Genomic DNA, 17,100 nt, shown 5'->3' with positions numbered 1-17,100 from the left:
GGGCGGATGGAGATCCGCCAGCTCAGGCACTTCATGGCCGTGGTGACCGAGGGCAGCTTCACCGCGGCCGCGCGCGCCGAGCTGATCGTGCAGTCGGCGCTGAGCGTGTCGGTCCGCAACCTCGAACGCGAGCTGGGCGCCGACCTGTTCGACCGCACGGGCCGCACGGTGGTGCTCACCGAGGCCGGGCGGGCCCTCGTGCCCAGGGCCCGTGCGCTGCTCGCCGGCGCCGCCGAGGCGCGGGACGCGGTCGCCGCGGTGGCGGGGCTGGCGGCCGGGCGGGTGGCCGTGGGCACGATCCAGACGCTCACCTGTGTCGATCTGCCCGCCGAACTCGCCGCGTTCCACCGGGAGTTCCCCGGCATCCAGGTCTCCGTGCGGGACGCCACCGTCGCCGAGCTGACCGAGGCGCTGCGCGCGGGTGAGCTGGATCTGGCGTATCTCGCGCCGGACGCCCGGGAGTTGCCCGCGGGGCTGCACGCGCACGCCGCCTGGCAGGAGGAACTGGTGCTGATCACCGCCCCCGGGCATCCGCTGGCCCGCGCGGGGCGGACACTCCTGCGGGACCTGACCGACGAGCCGTTCGTCGACTTCCGGGCGGGCACCGGCCTGGAGACGGCCGTGCGCCGGCTGGCCGCCCACTGCGGCCTGGACCGCCGCATCACCTGCGACGTCACCCAGATCGGGCTGCTCGTCGAGCTGGTCCGGGCCGGGATCGGGGTGGCGTTCGTGCCCCGCGCCATCGGGGAGCGGGCGGGGCTGCCGTGTGTGCGCATACGGCAGCCGGAGCCCGGCCGTACCGTCGTCCTGGCCGGGCGCGGGGCGACGCCGGGGAACCCGGCGGCCCGGGCCCTCGTCCGTCACCTCACGGGCGCAGCGCCCGCAGCAGCAGGTCCGCCAGGTGGTCGGCGACCTGCTGGGGGGTGAGGGGACCGTCCGGGCGGTACCAGGTGGACAGGTGGTGGACCGAGCCGAAGTGGTAGTCCACGACCAGGTCGGCCGGGGTCGCGGTGGAGAAGACGCCCGCCTGCTGGCCCTCCTCGATGAGCGCGCGGAAGCGTTCGTGGTAGCGCCGCCGCTCGGCCCGTACCTGCTTGTACTTCTCCGGGCTCAGCTGGTGCATGGAGCGGAAGAAGATCGAGGCGTCGTCCAGGTTCTCGATGGTGGACACCACGACGTCCGCCGCGGCCCCCCGCAGCCGCGTCTCCACGGGCGCGTCCATGCCGGCGAAGTGGTCGAGCCGCTCCTGCTGGACGCGCAGCATCCGCGCGTAGATCTCGTGCAGCAGGTCGTCCTTGGAGCCGAAGTAGTGGTACAGCGCCCCCTTGGTGACGCCGGCCGCCTCCACGATCTCCTGCACGGAGGTGCGGTCGTAGCCCTGCTCCGCGAAGAGCCGGGTGGCGGCGGCCAGGAGCCGCTGCGGAACAGGGGCTCCGTCGCCGTCCGTCGTCCTGGGCACTGCCGCCACCTGCCTTCCGTGATGTCACTTGGTCCCGTGCTGTCCGCCACCGCCGCGGGAACGCAGTTCCCGACGGAGGATCTTCCCACTCGCCGTCTTGGGCAACTCGGGCAGGATCTCCACCTGGCGCGGATACTTGTAGGCCGCCAGTCTCTCCTTGCAGTACACGGCGAGTTCATCCGGGTCCGCTCCGGCCCCCGGACGGAGGCTGATGTACGCCTTGACGGTCTCCCCGCGGTAGCCGTCGGGCACGCCCACGACGGCCGCCTCGCGCACCGCCGGATGGGTGTAGAGGACGTCCTCGACCTCGCGCGGCCACACCTTGAACCCGGCCGCGTTGATCATGTCCTTCTTGCGGTCCACGACGTAGAGCCAGCCCTGCGGGTCCATGAACCCGATGTCGCCGGTGCGCAGCTCGCCGTCCGGGAAGGTCTCGGCGGTGGCGTCCGGTCGCCGCCAGTACCCGGGGATCACCTGGGGGCCGCGCACCGCGATCTCGCCCTGTTCCCCGAACGGCACCTCCGCGCCCCGGTCGTCCACGATCCGCACCACCGTGTCCGGGCCGGGCAGCCCGACCGCGAGGGTCCCGGAGACGGGGTCGACCGGCGCCTCCAGAGTGGTCGGCACGGAGGCGCAGGGGGCGGTGCACTCGGTGAGGCCGTAGCCGTTGTGGATGTACGCCCCGAACCGCTCCCGGAACCGTTCGACCAGCGCGGGCGGCAGCGGGGCGCCGCCGGAGCCGAGGTGCGCGAAGGAGGAGAAGTGCTCCGGGGACGCGTCGGGGTGGGCGGCCAGGGCCATGTAGGCGGTGGAGGGGCCGACCGTGAAGTGCGGGCGGTGCTCGGCGAACGCCTCCAGGACGACGCCGGGATCGAACCGGTAGGCGAGCACGAGGGTGCCCGCGCTGCTCAGACAGGCGCCCAGCTCGCAGACCATGCCGGTGATGTGGAACAGCGGCGCGAGCGCGAAGTAGACGGGTCCCGGCGGGAGCTGGAGCCCGGTGCGCTGCCGTTCCGCGTTGTACATGATGTTGCGGTGGGTGTTGGTGGCGCCCTTGGGGGTGCCGCTGGTGCCGGAGGTGTAGCTGATCAGCGCGATGTCGTCGGGTGCCGGGTCCCGGCTTTCGGGCGCCGGTCCGCCCCGCCGGGCCACGGCCGTCAGGTCCTCGGCGTCGGGCGCCTGCGGCAGCCGCTCGAAGGACAGCACCCGGGCGTCGTCGTGCGTCTGGAAGTCCCGCTCGCACGCGGTGAGCACGATCCGCACCGGCGAGTCGGCGGCCGTCTGCCTGAGGTACGACTCCCATGCCCGCTGCGAGCAGACCAGCGCGGCCACCTCGGCGTCCCGCAGCACGTGGGAGACCTCGGCCGACTTGTACATCGGGTTGACCGGCACCACGACGGCGCCCGCCTTCCAGGCGCCGAGCAGGGCCAGCACGAAGTGCGGGGAGTTCTGGAGCAGTACGGCCACCCGGTCGCCGCGCTCCAGTCCGCGCGCGGCGAGCCCGGCGGCGACGGAGTCGGTGAGCCGGTCCACCTCGCGATAGCTCAGCCGGCCGTCGAAGTAGCTCAGGAAGGTGCGCTCGGGCGCCTCGGCGACCGCGGCGCGCAGGGCGTGCACCAGCGAGTCGGCGGGGTCGACGGGGGCGCGCTGGGCCTCGTCGAGCAGGGCCAGCCAGGGCTTGGACGCGTAGCGGGACTCGCTCACGACACCTCCTCCACCTTCTGCTGGATCTGGTTCATGCCGGCCAGCCAGCGCTCGGGGTCCGCGCCGCGCCCCCGGTAGCGTTCGGCGGTCTGCGCGTGCGGCAGGATCAGGAAGCGGTCCTCCTCGATGCCCTGGAACAGCGCGTCCGCCACGTCCTCCGGTTCGATCGCGGTGGGCGCCAGCATCACCTCGCCGGCGCTGCCGCTGGCCGCGAGCATGTCGGTGCGCACGCCCTCCGGGCAGATCGCGTGCACCTTCAGGCCGCGGTGGCGGTACGTCAGGGACAGCCACTCGGCGAAGGCGTAGGCGCCGTGCTTGGTGACGCTGTAGGAGGGGGCGCCGACCATGCTGAGCAGCCCGGCGGCGGACACCGTCGCGACGAACCGGCCGCTGCCCCGCTCCAGCCAGTGCGGCAGCAGCGCGTGGGCCGCGCGGACGTGCGCCATCACGTTGACGTCCCAGGTCAGCGCCCATGCCTTCTCATCCAGGGACGCGTGGATGTCGCCGTCCGCGAAGGCGACCCCGGCGTTGGCGCAGTAGACGTCGACGGTCCCGCCGAGCGCGTCCCGCGCCTGCTCGACGACGGCGGAGGCGTCCCCGGGCACGGCGGTGGCGCCGATCTCCCCGGCCACCGCCGCCGCCTTGGCCGCGTCCAGGTCGTTCACCACGACCCGTGCCCCCGCCGCGGCGAACCGTCTGGCGAGGGCGGCCCCGATGCCCCCGCCGGCCCCGGTGACGACCACTCCCGCATCCTGCATGGCATGCACCATCGGTCTCCTCACGACACGACGCGACTCGGCTCAGCGCGGCCAGACTAACCGGTCGGTATGTGTGAAGGAAGGGCTGCCGCACCAACCTCAAAGGGGTGCGGGCAACCGCGCCACCCGCGCCACACGGCCCGCACCTTCCGCACGGACGGAGGCACCCCTTGCACCTCTCCCGAAGAAACCTCCTGGCCACAGCCACCCTGGCGGCCGTACCGGCCCCACCCCCGCACGGCCGCGCGGCCTTCCGCACCGGCTTCGAGGTCCTCGCGGCCGACGGCTACCGGCTCCTCGACGGCCGGAAGACGGGCATCGTCACCAATCCGACGGGCATCACCAGGGACGCCCGCCACATCGTCGACGTCATGCACGAGGACCCGCGCGTCCGGCTGACCGCGGTCTTCGGCCCCGAGCACGGCTTCCGCGGCACCGCCCAGGCCGGCGGCTCCGAGGGCCGTTACGACGACCCGGAGACGGGGCTGCCGGTCTACGACACGTACCTCAAGAGCGGGCAGGCCCTCGCCGACGTCTTCACCGCCTCCGGGGTGGACACGATCGTCTTCGACATCCAGGACGTGGGCGCGCGGTTCTACACCTACATCTGGACGCTGTACGACTGCATGGAGGCGGCCGCGCTCGCGGGCAAGCGCTTCGTGGTGCTGGACCGGCCGAACCCGGTCACCGGCCGCGAGGCCCGGGGCCCGGTGCTGCACAAGGAGTTCGCCACGTTCGTGGGCCGGCAGCCGATCGCGCAGGCGCACGGGATGACCGTCGCGGAGCTGGCGCGGCTGTTCGACAAGGAGTTCCTCGCCGCGCCGGTCTCCCTGGAGACCGTCCGGATGACGGGCTGGCGGCGCTCGGACTTCTACGACGCCTCGGGGCTTCCCTGGGTGCCGCCGAGCCCCAACATGCCGACGCCCGACACGGCGTTGGTGTACTCCGGCACGTGCATGTTCGAGGGCACCAACCTGTCCGAGGGGCGGGGCACCACCCGGCCGTTCGAACTGCTCGGCGCCGAGGGCGTCGACGGCCGCTGGGCGGCGGCCGTGAACGAGCTGGGGCTGCCCGGGGTGCGGTTCCGGGAGGCGTACTTCGCGCCCACCTTCTCCAAGTTCGCGGGCACCACGGTCGGCGGGGTGCAGGTCCATGTGACCGACCGGGCCGCCTACGACCCGGTGCGCACCGGGATCGCGTTGCTGGTGACCGCGCGGAAGGTGTGGGAGAAGTTCGCCTGGCGGCCGGACGACTGGATCGACAAGCTCACCGGATCGGACCGGGTGCGCACGATGATCGACGCGGGGGCCGGCACCGACGAGGTGGTGGGCGCCTGGCGGGGGGAACTGGCCGCGTTCCGGCGGATGCGCGAGGAATATCTCCTGTACGGGTGAACCACGCCCCCTGGTCAACTCCTCTGCGTTGCGGGACAATTACAGCACGTGACGTTTCCGCGGGGCGAGGGAGCCTGACATGGCGGATCCTGGGATGAGCGTGTCTCCCTACTGGGAGCTGACCTTCGACACGAACGGGGACGTGGACCCCTCCGAACGCGATCACCTGCTGGCCCAGGTCACGGAACGCGGCGTCCGTGACCTGGTCGTCTTCGCCCACGGCTGGAACGAGGACCGCTCGGCCGCGACCGCCCTCTACCGCGGCTTCTTCGCCCCGTTCCCGGGTCTCGCGCCGCACGCGCGCCTCGGGTACGTCGGGGTGGTCTGGCCCTCGATGCGGTTCAGCGACGAGCCGATCCCCGACTTCCCGAAGTCGGTGACGGCGACGGAGGCGGAGGCGGCGCCCGGTCCGGCGCTGGACAAGGACACCCGGCGGGCACTGCTCGCGGTCTTCCCCGGCCGGGCGTCCGTCCTCGACCGGCTGGCCCGGCTGCTGGACGAACGGCCGGAGGGCGACGCCGGACTGACGGAGTTCGGGCGGCTGGTGCGACTGCTGCTCGACGGCGCGCAGCGGCCCGCCGCCGACACCGACGAGCCGGGGCTGCCGAGCGTGTTCACCGAGGAACCGGCCACCGCCTGCGCGGAGTTCGCCGACGCGCTGGCCGCGGTCGCGGCGCCGGGCGGCGCCGAGGGGTTCGGCCTGCCGAACCCGTGGGAAGGCGCCAAGGAACTGCTGCGGCAGGCGGCGTACTACACGATGAAGGGGCGCGCCGGAACCATCGGCGAGCATGGGCTCGGGCCGCTGCTGGGCAGGCTGGCGGCGGTCGCGCCCGGGGTGCGGGTGCATCTGGTCGGGCACAGCTTCGGCGGCCGTCTGGTGTCGTTCGCGCTGCGCGGGCTGCCCTCCGCGGTGCGCACGGTGAAGTCCGTGACGCTGCTCGAAGGCGCCTTCTCGCACTACGCGTTCGCCGAGCGGCTGCCCGACGACCCGCACCGGTCGGGGGCGCTGAAGGACCAGCAGCGGCGCGTCGACGGCCCGCTGGTGTGCTGCTACTCCCGCTTCGACGCGGCCCTCGGCACCTTCTATCCGCTGGCCTCGCGGATGGCCGGGGACGACCGGTCCTGTCTGGGCAACGAGATCGCGGCCGTCCTCGGCCCCCGCTGGGGCGCGCTGGGCCACGACGGGGTGCAGTCGGTGCCCGGCACGGTCACGCTCGATCTGGCCCGTGCCCTCGCGGGCGGGCTGCCCGCGACGGGGTGCGTGAACATCGACGCGGCCTCGGTGGTCCGCCGCGGCGGACCACCGGCCGGGGTGCACAGCGACATCCTCCACCCCGAACTGGCCCGGGTGGTGCTGGCGGCGGGCCGGGTCTCCTGACCCGCCGCCGGCACCGGTTCGACGGCCGGGGGTCAGCGGTGCGCGGTGTACTCCACGACCTGCTGGTAGGTCGGCCGGTTCTGCCAGCTGATGTTGCCGTGCTTGATGCCGCCCAGCGTGCGCTGGACGATCGAGTCGGCACACCACTGGTCACCCGCCGAGCAGAGGCTGTCGCCCGGGTAGACCTGGGCGGCGGTCATCCCGGCGGCCTGCTTCAGGGTGCTGATCAGTGTGTCCCGGCAGGCGCCGAGGTCCCCGCCGCCGCAGTACTTCTCGGCGAGCGGACCCTGCACGTTCTTGCCCAGCACCGACCGGATGTCCTTGTCGACATAGCTCCACCAGCCGTACTGGAAGGCGCTGCCGGCGTGCGAGCCGGTCGGGCCGTGCCCGGCGGACGGCGCCTCGTCGACGGACAGGTTGCCGGTGAACGCGTTGTACAGATCGCTGCCGAGACCGGGCTGGAACTCCGCCTTGACCAGCAGCGGCCACCAGGCGTCCAGGATGCGGATCGCGTCGGCGTCGGCGTAGGTCTTGGAGCCGGCGGAGGTCTCGGTGCGCCGGGCGCCCGCGGTCACCCATGCCTGGAGCCTGCTCACCGCGCCGGCGGCGGTGGAGTCGGTCACCGGCGAGGAGTTGATCACCTGGAGCAGTTCGGGAAGCACGTCCTCGGCGCGCAGATCGCTCACGCCCGCGGACGCCATGGCCTGCACCAGCTGGGTGCGGGTCACCCCGCCGGCCGCGACCAGCTTCTTGACCCGGTCGTCCAGCAGATTGCCGCGGTGCACGGAACCGTCGCCCCAGGAGGCGTTGGTGTAGTCCTTGGCCTGCTTGTTGTTCCAGGAGATGTAGTAGTCCTGGTCGATCGAGTTGGGGTGGGCGGAGGGCGCGGTGTAGTCCGCCGTGTTGGTGTCCGGGCTCCAGCCGCGCCACTCGTACGCGGGCTGTGCCCACACCGGGAACTCGGGGTCGACGCCGTCCGCGCGGACCGGGTTGTCACCGCTGTTGTAGTAGGCGGTGTGCTGGGAGTCGGCGTAGAACCAGTTGAAGGTGAAGTTGATGTGCTGTGCCGCGCTCTGGAAGTCCTGGGGGCCCTTGACGTAGCCGGGGTCGTTCAGCATCTGGAAGCCGATGATGGAGTCGACCTCGTGCAGGTAGGAGGAGCGCAGGGTGGTGTAGGCGACCTTCTTGCCGCCGACCGTCGCCCGGTACTCCACCGGTCCGTACTTGGTGCGCCACACCCGCATGGTGTACGAGCCCGCGGCGGTGCCGTCGGCCAGCGTGGGCGACCAGGAGTTCTTCTGCTCGACCTTGTCCATCGCGGTGCAGGTGCCGTGGTACAGGTAGTGGTAGTCGTCCTGGCACAGCTCGACGGCGTAGGTGTCGATGATGTCCTGCCCGGAGGTGGTCGCGCTCCAGGAGTAGTCCTGGCCGCGGCCGAGTTCGACGTACATGCTCAGGCCCGCGAAGGAGGCGCCGCGGGCGCTGATGCCGGGGCCCTGGATCTCCTGGAGCATCAGCAGCTGCGGGGCGAAGTAACCGGTCTGCGGGCCGAAGACGGCGATCGGATGGCCGCTCGCGGTGTGCTTGCCGCTCACCACGAGGGCGTTGGACATGCCCCGGTGGGCGGAGCCGAGCGTGGACTTGGCGGCCGTCTCGGACATGGTCCGGGCGGCGGAGGTGCCCGCGCTGCCGGTGCGGTCGTAGACCAGCGGCTCCTGGGTCACCGAGCCGGCGTCGGGCAGCGCCTCGCCCTTGGCGGTGGCGGGCTTGGTGCCGTACGGGAAGCTCTGGCCGTCGTGGACGGTGAGCACGGCCTCGGGGTCGTTGCGCTCGCGGAAGGACTCCCAGACCTTGGTGCCCTCCTCGACGCCGTACTTGTTCTGGGCGGCCATCAGGGAGAGGGCGTTGCCGACCTCGCCGCCGCCGCCCGAGCCGAAGAGGGTGCCGATGACGGAGGCCAGCGCCACCAGGTCGGTGATCTTGAAGTGGTCGATGGTGCCGGCGTTGGTGACGGCGTCCTTGTGGCCGGTCAGGTCGTACTCGCCGGGGAAGTAACGCCCGCTGTCGGAGGCGTCGATGTAGGAGTTGATGCCGTCCAGGTAGGCGTTCGCGTCGGCGAGGGCCTGCTGGCCGCGGGCCCCGTTGCCGGCCACCGCCCGGTCGATCTGCGCCTGGAGGTCGGCCTCCGTGTAGGGGGCGTTGCGGTAGAACTCCTGCTCAAGGCCCTGGTTGGCGGCGGCACCGCCCGCGAAGGAGGTCAGCTGGCCCCGGCCGACGTGCCGGAAGACGTCCATCAGCCACAGCCGGTCCTCGGCCGCCGCGTACCCGGCACCGAACTCGGTGCCGTAGCGGGTGGTGCCGGTGATGTGCGGCACACCGGTCTTCTTGTCGCGCACGATCGTCACGTCGCCGCGCCCGTTCGGCTTCTCGGTCGAGGCGACCTGGTCGGACGGGACGCCGAAGGAGGCGTCGTTGAAGAAGCTGTTGATGGTCGAGTCGGACAGTCCCTTGTAGCCCGTGGCCAGGTCGGCGTACGGCCCGAGCTGGTCCTCGGCGTGCGAGGGCTGGGTGCCGAAGGCCTGGTTGAGCAGGATCTGCGCGAGGGTGGCGTTGCCGTTCTCGCCCGGCGGCAGGATGTCCGAACACTGGCCGCCGCAGTAGTCGTTGGACGCGGCCGCGGTGGCGGCTGTGGCCGCGGTCTGGGTGAGCGGGGAGAGAAGTCCGGCTATCAGTACGCATACCGACGCGGACTTCAGGAACCCGGGGAGTCGGCGGGACGTTCTCACTCCGTCAAGGGCGATACGTGGGGTTCGCCGTGGCATGGCGGCTCCTAGCGAGTGGGGTGCGCGAACGTTACCGCCGGTATCCCCCAAGTTGAAGATGAACACGCGTCACTTTTTCGGGGGCAGTGGAAGTCCCCGGGAGGAACCACGCGAAGAGATGGAGCCGAAGCGCCTGTCGATACGTCTATCAGGCGACGTCCGTACGACGACGCCGAACTGACCGGAGAACAGGTGCAGGTGTGACGGAGGTGCAGGGCGATGGCCGGTTTCCGGAGTCTGGCGAGACAGGTACGCGATCCGGGCTGTGATCTGGCGCTGCGGCGCTACTCGCTGCGCAAGTGCCTGGAGAAGTTCGCCCCTTACGGGCATCGGGCGACATGGGACCATCTGTGCGCGCGGGCCGGGTTCGGACCCGAGGACCGCTCCCCCGATCCGGCGCGGCTCGTGGCCGCACTGGAGGAACTGGAGGAGGCCCGGTCCGTCTGGCTCGCCTACGAGACCGGCTTCACCGAGCGGCGCCGCCGGGAGAAGCACGACGGGCTGCGCCGGCCGGGCAGCGTGGACGACTGGCACCGGCTGACCTGGGGCGGCTTCGGCGTCGCGTGGTGCGACGACCCGCGGGTCCACCCCTCCGCTCCCCTGGCCGAGGTGCTGCGCCGGCTGATCGCCGCGCTGGAGCGGGAGCCGGGGTCGTGCTGCCCGGTGTGCGGCGCGGACCGCCTCGTGTGGAAGTACGGCCTTGACCACGAGCCGTCCTCCGGCCCGGTCTGCACGGACTGCGGGATACTCGTGCCGCTTCCGGTGCTCTCCCCGCGGGCCCTGGACCACGCCCGGCGGGGCCGGCTGCTGATCTCCGCCTGACGGTACGGGATTCGATCAGGGGGTCGCGCAGGGGATGCCGCACCCCCGCGCTCCGCCGCCGCGGAGGCCGTCGGGCCCTTGTCGGTGGGGTGGTCGTCGGTGGGCCCTGGCACCATCGGGTCATGGTGCAGGTATGTCTCAACGGGCGGCGGACGCCCGAGGACGGCACGGCCGTCCCGATGTCCCCCGAGGACATGGCGCGTTCCGCCGCGGACGCCGTCGCGGCCGGGGCGACGGAGATCCATGTCCACCCCAAGTCGCCGTGCGGTCACGACAGTCTCTCCCCCCGCGTCCTCGCCCCGACCCTCGAAGCGCTGCGCGCCCGCGTCCCGGTCCCGATCGGCGTGACGACCGGCGCCTGGGCCGAACCCGACCCGGCCCGCCGCCTGGACCGCGTCCGCTCCTGGACGCTCCTGCCCGACTTCGCCTCGGTCAACTGGCACGAGCCGGGTGCCGAGGACCTCGCGCGGCTGCTGCTGGACCGGGGCGTGGCCGTCGAGGCGGGCATCTGGTCCGGCACCGGTGCCGCGGCCCGCTTCACCGCCTCCCCGCTCGCCCCGCGGGTGCTGCGCGTCCTGGCCGAGGTGACGGACCCGGACCCGGCCACGGCACGGGACTCGGCCTGCTCGCTGCTGGCGGAACTGGGCGACCGCCACGGCCGTCCGGTCCTCCTGCACGGCGAGGAGGGCGGCACCTGGCCGCTCGTCCGGCTGGCCGGCCGCCTGGGACTGGCCACCCGCATCGGCCTGGAGGACACGCTGTGCCTGCCGGACGGCGAACGGGCCGCGTCCAACGCGGAGTTGGTGGCCCACGTGCTGCGCCCGCGACCGTAGCAGCGCGGAATCCGGTGGCTCCACGCGTTTAGCGTCCGCGAGCCTGAGGGGCGTTGGAGCCGGAGACCGACGAACGGGGGGCTTTTCATGTCCACGCTGCGGGTGACCGCCGAGGTGCTGACCGTCCATGAGCATCCGAACGCGGACGCGCTGGAGCTGGCCCAGGTGGGGCTGTACCGGGCCGTGGTCGCCAAGGGTGTGTTCCGGACCGGGGAGGCGGCCGTCTACATCCCCGAGCAGGCCGTGCTGCCGGACGGGCTGATCGAGGAGCTGGGGCTGACCGGGCGGCTGGCGGGCGGTGCCGCGAACCGGGTCAGGGCGGTGCGGCTGCGGGGCGAGCTGTCGCAGGGGATCGTGTGCCGGCCCAAGGCGCTCGCCGGGGTGGACCTGGCCGCCGCGGCGGCCGCGGGCACGGACTTCGCGGAGCGGCTGGGCATCACCAAATGGGTACCGCCGATCCCGCCCACGATGAACGGCGAGGTGGAGCCGGCGCCCGAGCTGCTGCCCTGGGTCGACATCGAGAACATCCAGCGCTACCCGGACGTCTTCGCGCCGGGCGAGCCCGTGGTGCTGACGGAGAAGCTGCACGGCTCGGCGTGCCTGCTGACGTACGTGGCCGACCAGGACCGGGTGTACGTCTCGTCCAAGGGTTTCGGCGCCAGGTCCCTCGCCCTGAAGGAGGACCCGCGCAACCTGTACTGGCGGGCGGTGCGCGGACACGGCGTCGCGGCGGCCGCCGCCCGGCTGGCCGAGCGGCTCGGGGCGCGGCGCGTCGGCGTCTTCGGCGAGGTGTACGGCGCGGGGGTGCAGGACCTGACGTACGGCGCGGACGGCCGGCGCGACACCCTGGGCTACGCGGCGTTCGACGTCTGCGCCGAGATCGACGGCGCCGTGCGCTGGCTGGACGCGGCCGCGCTGCTGGAGGGCGAGCTGCCGGTGGTGCCCCGGCTGTACGAGGGGCCGTACGACATCGAGCGGGTGCTGTCGGTCGCGAGCGGCCGGGAGACGGTGTCCGGGCGGGAGCTGCATCTGCGCGAGGGTGTGGTGATACGGCCCCGGACCGAGCGGTACAGCGCGGTGACCGGGGGCCGGGCGATCGCCAAGGCGGTGAGCGCGGCGTACCTGACCCGCAAGGGCGGCACGGAGTACGAGTGAGCCGGCCGGGCGCGGGGCCCGCCCCCTTCGCGCGGGCCCCCGTCACTTCCCCCGCGGGCGCTCCGTCATCAGCCGCGAGCCCGCGCGCCGCTCCCCGAAGGCGTCGTCCGGGTTGGACAGCACACAGGTGTCCAGGGACAGGCAGCCGCAGCCGATGCAGTCGGTCAGGTGGTCGCGGAGGCGGTTGAGCTGGGTGATGCGCTCGTCGAGTTCGGAGCGCCACGCCTGCGACAGCCGCGCCCAGTCCTCCCGCGTCGGCGTCCGCTCCTCCGGCAGTTCGGCGAGCGCCGAGCGGATGGTGGCGAGCGGGATGCCGACCCGCTGGGCCGCGCGGATGAAGGCCACCCGGCGCAGGGTGTCACGGCTGAAGCGCCGTTGGTTGCCGCTGGTGCGGCGGCTGCTGATCAGGCCCTTGGCCTCGTAGAAGTGCAGCGCGGAGACGGCGGCGCCGCTGCGCGCGGACAACTGGCCGACGGTCAGCTCATGGATCTTCTCGGGAATCTGGGGCACCCCGCACAGCCTAGTGAACGGTCCCGTTGACATCGTCTCCGCCCCCGACCATGCTAAGCAGTTGCTTAGGAATGCGAGCGAGAGGCCGGGAACATGGCAGAACCGAGGATCTTCACCTCCCCCGCCGAGCTGAAGGCGGCCGTGGGCGAGCAGCTGGGACACACCGACTGGGTGGAGGTGGACCAGAAGCGGATCGATCTGTTCGCCGAGGCCACCGGGGACCACCAGTGGATCCATGTGGACCCGGAGAAGGCCGCCGCCGGGCCGTTCGGCACGACCATCGCGCACGGCTACCTCACCCTCTCCCTGCTGCCCCTCTTCGGGCCGCAGCTGATGGCGGTCGAGGGCGTGAAGATGGGCGTCAACTACGGGACGAACAAGGTCCGCTTCCCCGCCCCCGTGCCCGTCGGCTCCCGGCTGCGCGCCACCGCGACGATCACCGGGGTCGAGGACGTCACCGGCGGCGTCCAGGTGACCGTCGCCTTCACCGTGGAGCGCGAGGGCGGGGACAAGCCGGTGTGCGTCGCGGAGTCGGTGTCCCGGTACTACCTGTAGCGTCCGGGGTCTATTTCGCCCCGACCATCCGCAGCACCAGGTCGGCGTACAGCTCGCCGACCTGCTCGGGCGTCCGTGGCCCGTCGATGTTGAACCAGCGGGCCACGTCGATGCAGAGCGACAGCACGGCGAGCGTGGTGCCCTGGACGTCGAGCACGTCGAACTCGCCCGCGGCGACACCGTCCTCGATGATCCCGCGCACCTCGGCGTCGACCTGTCGGCGCAGCGCCAGGATCTCCGCGCGGGCCTCGGGACCGAGGGCGTCCAGCTCGTACTGCACCACCCGGGCGGTGGTGCGCCGCCCCGCGTGCCAGCGGACGAAGGAGCTGACCGCGTCGGCCAGCCGCTCCTTGGCGCTGCCCTCGCGGCCGGCCGCCGTGCGCAGGATGTCCAGCGCCTTGTCGTGGCCGATGCGGCTGATCCGGTGGAGCAGCTCTTCCTTGGTCTTGTAGTGGATGTAGAGCGCGGCCGGGCTCATGCCGGCGCGGCCCGCGATGTCCCGGGTCGTCGTCGCGTGGTAGCCGCGCTCGGCGAAGGCCTCCACGGCGGCGACCAGCAGCCGCCGGGCCGCGTCAGGGGTGACCTCTTCCCACGGCTCGGCCTCGCCGCCGGTCGTCTCCTCCGCCGTACTCATCGCTTCACAAGCCCCTCTCGGTGACAGGAGCACCACCATACCGCCGACGGTGAGCGAGCGCTTAGTGCAGCAGCCCAGGGGCCGTGGCGGGTCAGAGCTTCTCGGCGAAGGGGTCGTGCTCCGCGAGCAGCCGGTCCAGCCGGGCCTGGTCGACCCGGCTGACGATCTGCCCGGCCTCCTGCCGGTCCCGGATCACCTTGGCGAGGGTGAAGGCGGAGGTGACGAGGTACAGGACGGCGATGGCCAGGAAGGCCCGCACCCAGGCGTCGGCGTTCAGCCGGAAGATGCCGATGGAGGTGGCCACCATGGCGATCGCGAAGGACGCGACGGCCTGACCGTAGAAGGCGGCCGTGCTCTGCTGCTTGACCGGTGTGTCACTCATGACCGACAGCATCGGCGGACGTGGCCCGCGCCACATCCGCTCGGCTACTCAGGCCGGATACTCAGAACGCCGAGATCCCGGTCAGGGAACGGCCGATGAGGAGCTTCTGGATCTGGCTGGTGCCCTCGTAGAGGGTCATCACCCGGGCGTCGCGCAGGAGTTTGCCGGCCGGGTACTCGTCGATGTAGCCGTAGCCGCCGAAGACCTGGAGCGCGTTGTTGGCGGCGCGGACGGCGGCCTCGGAGGCGAACAGCTTGGCCTTGGAGGACTCCACGGCGAACGGCTCGCCCCGGTCGATCAGATCGGCGACCCGCCAGGTCAGCAGCCGGGCCGCGTCCACGTCCACGGCGATGTCGCTGATCAGCTCCTGCACCAGCTGGTGCCGGGCGATCGGGCCGCCGAACTGCTCGCGCTCCCCCGCGTAGGCGACGGCCGCGTCCAGCGCGGCCTGGGCTATGCCGACGCAGCCCGCCGCGACCGACATGCGCCCCTTGGCGAGCGCGGACATGGCCACCGAGAAGCCCTTGCCCTCCGGGCCCAGCATCGCGGAGGCGGGCACGCGCACGTCCTCCAGGACGAGTTCGGCGGTGGCCTGGCCGCGCAGGCCGAGCTTGCCGTGGATGGCGCGGCGGCTCAGGCCGGGCGTGTCGGTGGGCACCAGGAAGGCGCTCACACCCTTGTGGCCGGGGGCGTCGGTGGAGCGGGCGAAGAGCAGGACCACGTCCGCCCACGTCCCGTTGGTGATGAACATCTTGGTGCCGTTGACGACGTACTCGTCCCCGTCGCGCACCGCCCGGGTGGTGAGGTTGCCCGCGTCGGAGCCGGTGCCGGGCTCGGTGAGACCGAAGCAGCCGACGTACTCGCCCGCGGTGAGCCCCGGCAGCCAGCGCCGCTTCTGCTCCTCGTCCCCCCAGGCGGCGATCGTCTTGGCGACGAGACCGAGGGAGACGGACACGATGCCGCGCACCGAGGAGTCACCGCGGCCCAGCTCCTCGGTGACCAGGCAGTAGGCGAGATGGTCGCCGCCGGAGCCGCCGTACTCCTCGGGGACGGTCAGCCCCAGGAAGCCGACGTCGCCGAGCTTCTTCACGATGCCCCGGTCGACCTCCTCGGCGCGGTCCCAGGCGACCACGTGCGGGGCGATCTCACGCGCCACGAAGTCCCGCGCGAGCCGCCGTACGGCGGCCTGCTCCTCGCTCAGCTCCAGGTTCACCACGCGATCACCCCACACATTTAAATTAGCAGTGCTAGTTTACAGCCGCAGCCCTACTATGTGCGCCATGGCCCGACCGCGCAAGCCCCTGCTCAGCACCGACCGGATCGTCCAGACGGCCCGGGAACTCGTGGACCGGGAGGGCCTGGCCGCCGTCTCCACCCGCCGGCTCGCCGCCGAACTCGGGGTGAGCGGGCCCTCGCTGTACAACCACTTCCGCACCAAGGACGAGATCCTGGAGGCGGTCGCCGACTCGGTGAGCGCGCTGGTCGACCTGTCGATGTTCGAGGACGGCCGCGCGTGGCGGACCGCGCTGCACGACTGGGCCGTCTCCTACCGGGCCGCCCTGCGCGCCCACCCCAACATCGTCCCGGTGCTCGCCCGCGGCCCCGGGCGCCGGCCGGCCGCGCTGCGGGTGGCCGACGCGGCGTACGGCGCGATGGTCGACGCGGGCTGGCCGCCGGCGCAGGCCACGTCCATCGGCGCGCTGATGCGGTACTTCATCATGGGCTCGGCGCTCGGCTCCTTCGCCGGCGGCTTCGTGGACGATGCCAGCGCGTACGACCCGGCCGACTACCCGCACCTCGGGCAGGCCCATCTGCTCGCCGAACAGCAGGAGAAGATCGACGAGCGGGCGTTCGAGACGGGGCTGACCGCGCTGCTCGACGGGCTGGCGCAGCAGTACGAGCTGATCCGGCGTGGCTCGTAGCCCGGACCCTTCGGTGCCGGCCGAAGGGTGCCCGGCGCATCCTTGACGGCATGGGCAGGACGAAGGATCCCCAGGCGGCCGGGCTCGCGGCACTGGCCGCTCTGATCGCGGACGAGACACGGGCCGCGTGTCTGCTGGCGCTGCTGGACGGCCGGGCCTGGACGGCGGGCGAGCTGGCCCGGCATGCCGGGGTCGCCGCGTCCACGCTGAGCGAGCATCTGGGCAAGCTCGTCGCGGGCGGGCTGCTCGCGCAGGAGCGGCAGGGCCGGCACCGGTACGTACGGCTGGCCGACGCACGGGTGGCGACGCTGGTCGAGGACCTCGCGGCGCAGCTGCCCCCGGCGCGGGGGCGGCCCGTGCGCACCCTGCGCGAGGCGAGCGCCGGGTCGGCGATGGCGCGGGGCCGTACCTGTTACGACCATCTCGCCGGGCGGCTCGGCATCACGCTCACGGACGCGCTGACCACGCGGGGACTGCTGCGGCAGGACACGGGTTTCGCGCTGACGGAGGCGGGGCTGGCGTGGTTCGCCGCCGCGGGCATCGAGCTGGACGGCGGCGGGCGCCGCCCGCTGGCCCGGGCCTGCCTCGACTGGACCGAGCGCCGGCCCCACCTGGCCGGGGTGGCGGGGGCGGCGCTGTGCCGGCACGCGCTGGAGGCGGGATGGTGCGAGCGGATCGGGAGCGAGCGGGCGGTCCGGGTGACGGGGACGGGCGAGCGCGAGCTGTCCGCGCTGCTCGGCGTCCCGGCGGACGCGCTGCGCTGACTCCCGCG

Annotated in this window: 17 protein-coding genes; 9 read left to right on the top strand and 8 right to left on the bottom strand. The window is 72.6% G+C overall.

Annotated features, from left to right (window positions below; genetic code table 11):
* The first annotated feature begins 6 nt into the window (after positions 1 to 6).
* Positions 7 to 927: a LysR family transcriptional regulator gene (locus tag HZZ00_RS09500; RefSeq protein WP_180331785.1), complete on the top strand. Its 921-nt coding sequence runs from the start codon at positions 7 to 9 to the stop codon at positions 925 to 927.
* Here HZZ00_RS09500 and HZZ00_RS09495 read toward each other — a convergent pair.
* The 3 genes from HZZ00_RS09495 to HZZ00_RS09485 are packed head-to-tail and all read right to left on the bottom strand — an operon-like array spanning position 866 to position 3,933.
* Positions 866 to 1,459, bottom strand: coding sequence for a TetR/AcrR family transcriptional regulator (locus tag HZZ00_RS09495; RefSeq protein WP_180331784.1), 594 nt, complete (start codon positions 1,457 to 1,459; stop codon positions 866 to 868). The genes HZZ00_RS09500 and HZZ00_RS09495 overlap by 62 nt on opposite strands.
* Before the next feature lie 24 nt (positions 1,460 to 1,483).
* Positions 1,484 to 3,163 carry a class I adenylate-forming enzyme family protein gene (locus HZZ00_RS09490; RefSeq protein WP_180331783.1) on the bottom strand — a complete coding sequence of 560 codons (1,680 nt, stop codon included), beginning with the start codon at positions 3,161 to 3,163 and terminating at the stop codon, positions 1,484 to 1,486.
* The gene (locus HZZ00_RS09485) at positions 3,160 to 3,933 is read right to left on the bottom strand and encodes an SDR family oxidoreductase (RefSeq protein ID WP_107409098.1); all 774 of its coding nucleotides are present in this window, start codon (positions 3,931 to 3,933) and stop codon (positions 3,160 to 3,162) included. Before HZZ00_RS09485 ends, HZZ00_RS09490 begins: the two co-directional genes overlap by 4 nt.
* Positions 3,934 to 4,091: 158 nt before the next feature.
* Between HZZ00_RS09485 and HZZ00_RS09480 the strand changes: the two genes are divergently transcribed.
* Positions 4,092 to 5,315, top strand: coding sequence for an exo-beta-N-acetylmuramidase NamZ domain-containing protein (locus tag HZZ00_RS09480; protein ID WP_180331782.1), 1,224 nt, complete (start codon positions 4,092 to 4,094; stop codon positions 5,313 to 5,315).
* A gap of 79 nt (positions 5,316 to 5,394) precedes the next feature.
* Positions 5,395 to 6,693: a serine-threonine protein kinase gene (locus HZZ00_RS09475; protein ID WP_180331781.1), complete on the top strand. Its 1,299-nt coding sequence runs from the start codon at positions 5,395 to 5,397 to the stop codon at positions 6,691 to 6,693.
* Positions 6,694 to 6,725: 32 nt separating this feature from the next.
* Here the strand turns inward: HZZ00_RS09475 and HZZ00_RS09470 are convergent, their stop codons facing one another.
* On the bottom strand, positions 6,726 to 9,515 hold the full coding sequence (locus HZZ00_RS09470; RefSeq protein WP_180331780.1) for a penicillin acylase family protein: 2,790 nt from the start codon (positions 9,513 to 9,515) through the stop codon (positions 6,726 to 6,728).
* A 219-nt stretch (positions 9,516 to 9,734) separates the two neighbouring features.
* Between HZZ00_RS09470 and HZZ00_RS09465 the strand changes: the two genes are divergently transcribed.
* From HZZ00_RS09465 to HZZ00_RS09455, 3 genes are all read left to right on the top strand, one after another.
* Positions 9,735 to 10,337 (top strand): hypothetical protein, encoded by a 603-nt coding sequence (locus HZZ00_RS09465; RefSeq protein WP_070027911.1) that lies wholly within the window; start codon positions 9,735 to 9,737, stop codon positions 10,335 to 10,337.
* A gap of 122 nt (positions 10,338 to 10,459) precedes the next feature.
* Positions 10,460 to 11,170, top strand: a complete 711-nt coding sequence (locus HZZ00_RS09460; protein ID WP_180331779.1) for a 3-keto-5-aminohexanoate cleavage protein — start codon at positions 10,460 to 10,462, stop codon at positions 11,168 to 11,170.
* 87 nt (positions 11,171 to 11,257) lie between these two features.
* A complete protein-coding gene (locus HZZ00_RS09455; RefSeq protein WP_180331778.1) occupies positions 11,258 to 12,325 on the top strand; it encodes an RNA ligase (ATP) in 1,068 nt (355 codons plus the stop codon).
* A 42-nt stretch (positions 12,326 to 12,367) separates the two neighbouring features.
* Here HZZ00_RS09455 and soxR read toward each other — a convergent pair whose 3' ends face one another.
* Positions 12,368 to 12,835, bottom strand: coding sequence for a redox-sensitive transcriptional activator SoxR (gene soxR, locus HZZ00_RS09450; RefSeq protein ID WP_180331777.1), 468 nt, complete (start codon positions 12,833 to 12,835; stop codon positions 12,368 to 12,370).
* A gap of 93 nt (positions 12,836 to 12,928) precedes the next feature.
* Here soxR and HZZ00_RS09445 point away from each other — a divergent pair, with 93 nt between their 5' ends.
* Positions 12,929 to 13,390, top strand: coding sequence for a MaoC family dehydratase (locus HZZ00_RS09445; RefSeq protein ID WP_180331776.1), 462 nt, complete (start codon positions 12,929 to 12,931; stop codon positions 13,388 to 13,390).
* Positions 13,391 to 13,400: 10 nt separating this feature from the next.
* Here the strand turns inward: HZZ00_RS09445 and HZZ00_RS09440 are convergent, their stop codons facing one another.
* From HZZ00_RS09440 to HZZ00_RS09430, 3 genes are all read right to left on the bottom strand, one after another.
* Positions 13,401 to 14,024 carry a TetR/AcrR family transcriptional regulator gene (locus HZZ00_RS09440; protein WP_180331775.1) on the bottom strand — a complete coding sequence of 208 codons (624 nt, stop codon included), beginning with the start codon at positions 14,022 to 14,024 and terminating at the stop codon, positions 13,401 to 13,403.
* A gap of 91 nt (positions 14,025 to 14,115) precedes the next feature.
* Positions 14,116 to 14,406, bottom strand: coding sequence for a YiaA/YiaB family inner membrane protein (locus HZZ00_RS09435; RefSeq protein ID WP_070027918.1), 291 nt, complete (start codon positions 14,404 to 14,406; stop codon positions 14,116 to 14,118).
* Positions 14,407 to 14,467: 61 nt separating this feature from the next.
* Positions 14,468 to 15,619, bottom strand: coding sequence for an acyl-CoA dehydrogenase family protein (locus tag HZZ00_RS09430; protein WP_180333440.1), 1,152 nt, complete (start codon positions 15,617 to 15,619; stop codon positions 14,468 to 14,470).
* A gap of 67 nt (positions 15,620 to 15,686) precedes the next feature.
* Between HZZ00_RS09430 and HZZ00_RS09425 the strand changes: the two genes are divergently transcribed.
* Both HZZ00_RS09425 and HZZ00_RS09420 read left to right on the top strand, forming a co-directional pair.
* Positions 15,687 to 16,328: a TetR/AcrR family transcriptional regulator gene (locus HZZ00_RS09425; protein WP_180331774.1), complete on the top strand. Its 642-nt coding sequence runs from the start codon at positions 15,687 to 15,689 to the stop codon at positions 16,326 to 16,328.
* A gap of 50 nt (positions 16,329 to 16,378) precedes the next feature.
* Positions 16,379 to 17,092 (top strand): helix-turn-helix transcriptional regulator, encoded by a 714-nt coding sequence (locus HZZ00_RS09420; protein ID WP_180331773.1) that lies wholly within the window; start codon positions 16,379 to 16,381, stop codon positions 17,090 to 17,092.
* Positions 17,093 to 17,100: the final 8 nt, after the last annotated feature.

It is taken from the genome of Streptomyces sp. NEAU-sy36, from assembly GCF_013423905.1.
GTDB lineage: Bacteria > Actinomycetota > Actinomycetes > Streptomycetales > Streptomycetaceae > Streptomyces > Streptomyces misionensis.
The sequence above is the reverse complement of the archived record's forward strand: the minus strand, read 5'-3'. Positions and strand labels throughout refer to the sequence as shown.

What these genes read in the sequence shown, in the direction of transcription:
- HZZ00_RS09500 (WP_180331785.1), top strand. Translation starts at nt 7, where the DNA reads ATGGAGATCCGCCAGCTCAGGCACTTCATGGCCGTGGTGACCGAGGGC.
- HZZ00_RS09470 (WP_180331780.1), bottom strand. Translation starts at nt 9,515, where the DNA reads ATGCCACGGCGAACCCCACGTATCGCCCTTGACGGAGTGAGAACGTCC.
- HZZ00_RS09465 (WP_070027911.1), top strand. Translation starts at nt 9,735, where the DNA reads ATGGCCGGTTTCCGGAGTCTGGCGAGACAGGTACGCGATCCGGGCTGT.
- HZZ00_RS09420 (WP_180331773.1), top strand. Translation starts at nt 16,379, where the DNA reads ATGGGCAGGACGAAGGATCCCCAGGCGGCCGGGCTCGCGGCACTGGCC.
- HZZ00_RS09455 (WP_180331778.1), top strand. Translation starts at nt 11,258, where the DNA reads ATGTCCACGCTGCGGGTGACCGCCGAGGTGCTGACCGTCCATGAGCAT.
- HZZ00_RS09485 (WP_107409098.1), bottom strand. Translation starts at nt 3,933, where the DNA reads ATGGTGCATGCCATGCAGGATGCGGGAGTGGTCGTCACCGGGGCCGGC.
- HZZ00_RS09460 (WP_180331779.1), top strand. Translation starts at nt 10,460, where the DNA reads ATGGTGCAGGTATGTCTCAACGGGCGGCGGACGCCCGAGGACGGCACG.
- HZZ00_RS09440 (WP_180331775.1), bottom strand. Translation starts at nt 14,024, where the DNA reads ATGAGTACGGCGGAGGAGACGACCGGCGGCGAGGCCGAGCCGTGGGAA.
- HZZ00_RS09435 (WP_070027918.1), bottom strand. Translation starts at nt 14,406, where the DNA reads ATGAGTGACACACCGGTCAAGCAGCAGAGCACGGCCGCCTTCTACGGT.
- HZZ00_RS09445 (WP_180331776.1), top strand. Translation starts at nt 12,929, where the DNA reads ATGGCAGAACCGAGGATCTTCACCTCCCCCGCCGAGCTGAAGGCGGCC.
- HZZ00_RS09475 (WP_180331781.1), top strand. Translation starts at nt 5,395, where the DNA reads ATGGCGGATCCTGGGATGAGCGTGTCTCCCTACTGGGAGCTGACCTTC.
- HZZ00_RS09425 (WP_180331774.1), top strand. Translation starts at nt 15,687, where the DNA reads ATGGCCCGACCGCGCAAGCCCCTGCTCAGCACCGACCGGATCGTCCAG.